General features: G+C 57.1%; 5 protein-coding genes. All 5 read right to left on the bottom strand.

Annotation, left to right across the window (positions count from 1 at the left end):
• On the bottom strand, positions 1 to 238 hold a 238-nt coding region (locus tag Q8K05_RS01510), incomplete at its 3' end, for an Hpt domain-containing protein (RefSeq protein ID WP_305244784.1).
• A 115-nt stretch (positions 239 to 353) separates the two neighbouring features.
• Positions 354 to 1,277 (bottom strand): flagellar motor protein MotB, encoded by a 924-nt coding sequence (motB, locus tag Q8K05_RS01505; RefSeq protein ID WP_305244783.1) that lies wholly within the window; start codon positions 1,275 to 1,277, stop codon positions 354 to 356.
• A 22-nt stretch (positions 1,278 to 1,299) separates the two neighbouring features.
• Positions 1,300 to 2,163 carry a flagellar motor stator protein MotA gene (motA, locus tag Q8K05_RS01500; protein WP_305244782.1) on the bottom strand — a complete coding sequence of 288 codons (864 nt, stop codon included), beginning with the start codon at positions 2,161 to 2,163 and terminating at the stop codon, positions 1,300 to 1,302.
• A 41-nt stretch (positions 2,164 to 2,204) separates the two neighbouring features.
• A complete protein-coding gene (flhC, locus tag Q8K05_RS01495; RefSeq protein WP_305244781.1) occupies positions 2,205 to 2,849 on the bottom strand; it encodes a flagellar transcriptional regulator FlhC in 645 nt (214 codons plus the stop codon).
• A gap of 57 nt (positions 2,850 to 2,906) precedes the next feature.
• Positions 2,907 to 3,215, bottom strand: coding sequence for a flagellar transcriptional regulator FlhD (gene flhD, locus Q8K05_RS01490; RefSeq protein ID WP_305244780.1), 309 nt, complete (start codon positions 3,213 to 3,215; stop codon positions 2,907 to 2,909).
• Between the last annotated feature and the right edge of the window lie 138 nt (positions 3,216 to 3,353).

Genomic DNA, 3,353 nt, shown 5'->3' with positions numbered 1-3,353 from the left:
TCAATTGCCCATGGCGTGCCCGGTCGAGCAAATTTTCAAGCAAATGCGTGGTATCGGTCAGCGCGAGAAAACCAAACGTGGCTGCGCCACCCTTGATGGAGTGCGCGGCGCGGAATATCGCGTTCAGGTCTTCGCTGTCTGGCGCCTGCAGATCGAGCCCCAGGAGAAGCTGCTCCATCTCGGCCAGCAACTCATCGGCTTCTTCAAAAAAGGTCTGGTAAAACTGCGTGATGTCCATTTAGTGTGCGTCTCTCGTTGTGGGTCTGCCGGCTACATCGCTCACGCGGTTTTCGGCTGTCTACTCATGGGTCTGTGCGACGTGGCTTTTTATCTGCTGGCAACCCGGCGCTGCCTCAAATCCGCCGCCCGGCGCGGGTAGCCGACAAATTCGCGGCGGACTGTCCCGCAGCTGCAATGGCAGGCTTGATGCTCGCATTGGCTGCATTGGCTGCATTGGCTGCATTGGCTCTTTCTATTTCCGTTTGCGCCCGGTGATTCAGAACCACAATGCTGATGCGGCGATTGACCGGCGCAAAGGGATCGTCCTGGTTCAGGTGCATGCTCGATGCAACACCCATGACCCGCAAGACTTTCATCTCCTGCATGCCGCCGGCAATGAGTTCGCGACGCGACGCATTGGCCCGGTCAGCTGACAATTCCCAATTGCTGTAAGACTTGTCGCCCTGCGCATACAGCGCTGCATCGGTATGCCCGGACAAGGTGATCTTGTTGGGTTGCGCATTGAGCACCGGACCGATCTCGCGCAAGATGGTGCGCATGTAAGACACCACAACTGCGCTGGAACGGTCGAACATGGGCCGGTTGCTGCTGTCAACAATCTGAATCCGCAAGCCTTCGGGGGTGATGTCTATCAACAGTTGGGGGCGGAACTGCTTGAGCACAGGACTGTCTTCAATCATTTTGTCCAGGTGCTGCTTCAATTCGTCCAGGCGGTTGAGGTCATCGGCATCGCTTTCTTCTTGCTGGACGTCGCCCGTCTTCTTCTCCATGGGATCTGCGCCGCCGCCAGGAATCACGCTGGTACTCAGGCTGCTTTTTTCGCCCCCGCTGAGCGCCACCTTGAGGGGCATTTTGAATTGCTCGGCAATGCCTGCCAGCTGCGCGGGTGTTGATGTCGACAAAAGCCACATCACCAGGAAAAAGGCAAACATCGCCGTCATGAAGTCGGCGTAAGCAATCTTCCAGCCGCCGCCATGATGGCCTGCAGCCACGACGGGGCGTTTGATGATGATGATCCGGCGCGGTGTTTCACTCATGACAATTCAGGCATGCCTGGCTTTAGCGGCTCTTGACTTCGCGGACATGCCCGTCCAGTTCGGTGAACGAGGGGCGCTCGGTCGAACGCAGAACTTTTCGACCGAACTCCACCGCCAATTGCGGCGCGTAGCCATTCAGGCTGGCCATCAACGTTACCTTGATGCACTGGTAAACCTTCAGGGATTCAGCGACCCGATGCTCAATCAACGACGCCAGCGGCGACACAAAGCCATAGGCCAGCAAGACACCCAGGAAAGTCCCCACCATCGCGTGGGCAATCAGCTGCCCCATCACCGCAGGCGGCAGGTCGGCGGAGGCCAGCGCGTGCACCACGCCCATCACAGCCGCCACAATCCCGAGGGCCGGCAGCGCATCGCCGACCCGGGCCAGACTGTGCGCAGGCGCTTCGGCCTCATGCTTGAAGGTTTCGAGTTCGTGCTCCATCAGCTGGTCGATTTCGAACGGATCCGTGTTGCCGCTGATGACCAGGCGCAGGTAATCGGTCAAGAACTCCATGACATGCACCTCCCCCAGAATCATCGGATAGGGCGCAAAAACGGGACTGTTCTGCGGATCGTCGATGTCCGACTCCAGCGCCAGCATGCCGTCCTTGCGGCCTTTTGCCAGCAACACGTACAACAAGGCAAGCAACTCCATGTAGAGGGCCTTGTCGCGTTTGTTGGTGCTGCTAAACAACTTTGGCAGAGCCTTCAGCGTGGCAACGATGGTGTGGCGGTCGTTGCCGATGATGAACGCGCCCACTGCGGCGCCGCCAATCATCAGCAGTTCGACCGGTTGATACAGCGCACCGAAATTCCCGCCTATCAGCGCATACCCGCCAAAGACGGAACCCAACACCACCAGATAACCAACAATCACCAGCACTATGCGCTCCCTGTTAAATTCGCTCGAGGACCGGGCGTCGACTAGCCGGCTCGTCCGCTACGCGCGTCATTCATCACATCCGCAAGCCACTGCGACGCCGATGGCGACAACGGCGAAGTCGTGCGGCCGGCTTTTTTGGGCGTGCCGCTGGCCTCGACCACGGCGCCCAGGGTCTTGCGCGTCTTGCCAGCACGCGATGGTGGACGGCACAGGACACACACATAGTTGCTCTGTGGATCGTGCGCATGCGCAACGAACAGACCGGTGCAACGTGTACAGGTACTGAGCTGCAACATGTCGCTGTCAAAAAATCGCACCAGCGTCCAGGCCCGCGTGAAATCGAGCACCGGCTCGCTGCCTTGCTGCTCTACCTGCTCGAGGTAAAGCCGATAGCTTTTGATGACAGCGGTAATTCGCGTGCACCCCCCGTGGGTCACCATAAACCGGTAGATGTTGTAGAACATCGACGAATGGATGTTGGACAGCCAGGTCATAAACCAGTCTGTAGAGAAGGGCAGCAATCCCTTGGGCGGCGAAACCCCCCTGATTTCCTTGTACAGCTTGATCAGGCGGTCACGGCTCAGACTGGTTTCCGCTTCCAGAAACTGCAGACGGGCGCCGAGTTTGATCAAGTCAATCGCAAGATGAATTTCGCGGGCTTCACTGATAACGCTTTTAACGGCCATGACGCACCGCACGGCAATACCTGCAGAAAACCCCACCATCGCACTCAAAGCAAAACATCAGTGAACCGCCTCAATTTGCTGGCCGGAAAGAAGAATGGCCGTGTGCGCTTGCTGCAAAGCCAGCGTTTTTCCGTCGCTCAGCAGCGCCGACAAAACCGGATGGTCGTCAAACCTGAAGCGGCACAAAAGCAGACTGGAGCCCGCCAGCTTCACGATTTGCGAAAGCGACAGGCTTCCGAGCAAATCGGCGAGCTCACGGCTCAGCCCCATACGGAACATGGCTGTGGCAACATCTTCCCGCACCAGCCGCTGCGCCAGCAGCAAATATGTCAAATTCAAATCACCAATTTCGTTGGTCGTTGTCATTTCAGCCAATTCGCACTCCTGATCTTCCTGACAATTCGCGCCATCTTTGGCGCATCAGAAAAATTTTTATAAGTTTACTAACATAAATCTGAAAACTATCAATGCATGCATCTCTTGAATCACCGTAGGATTTGTTAC

The organism is Polaromonas sp. (assembly GCF_030682935.1).
GTDB lineage: Bacteria > Pseudomonadota > Gammaproteobacteria > Burkholderiales > Burkholderiaceae_C > Polaromonas.
The sequence above is the reverse complement of the archived record's forward strand: the minus strand, read 5'-3'. Positions and strand labels throughout refer to the sequence as shown.

Excerpts from the sequence above, each read along its gene's own strand:
- motB (WP_305244783.1), bottom strand. The coding sequence starts at position 1,277 with ATGAGTGAAACACCGCGCCGGATCATCATCATCAAACGCCCCGTCGTG.
- flhC (WP_305244781.1), bottom strand. The coding sequence starts at position 2,849 with ATGGCCGTTAAAAGCGTTATCAGTGAAGCCCGCGAAATTCATCTTGCG.
- flhD (WP_305244780.1), bottom strand. The coding sequence starts at position 3,215 with ATGACAACGACCAACGAAATTGGTGATTTGAATTTGACATATTTGCTG.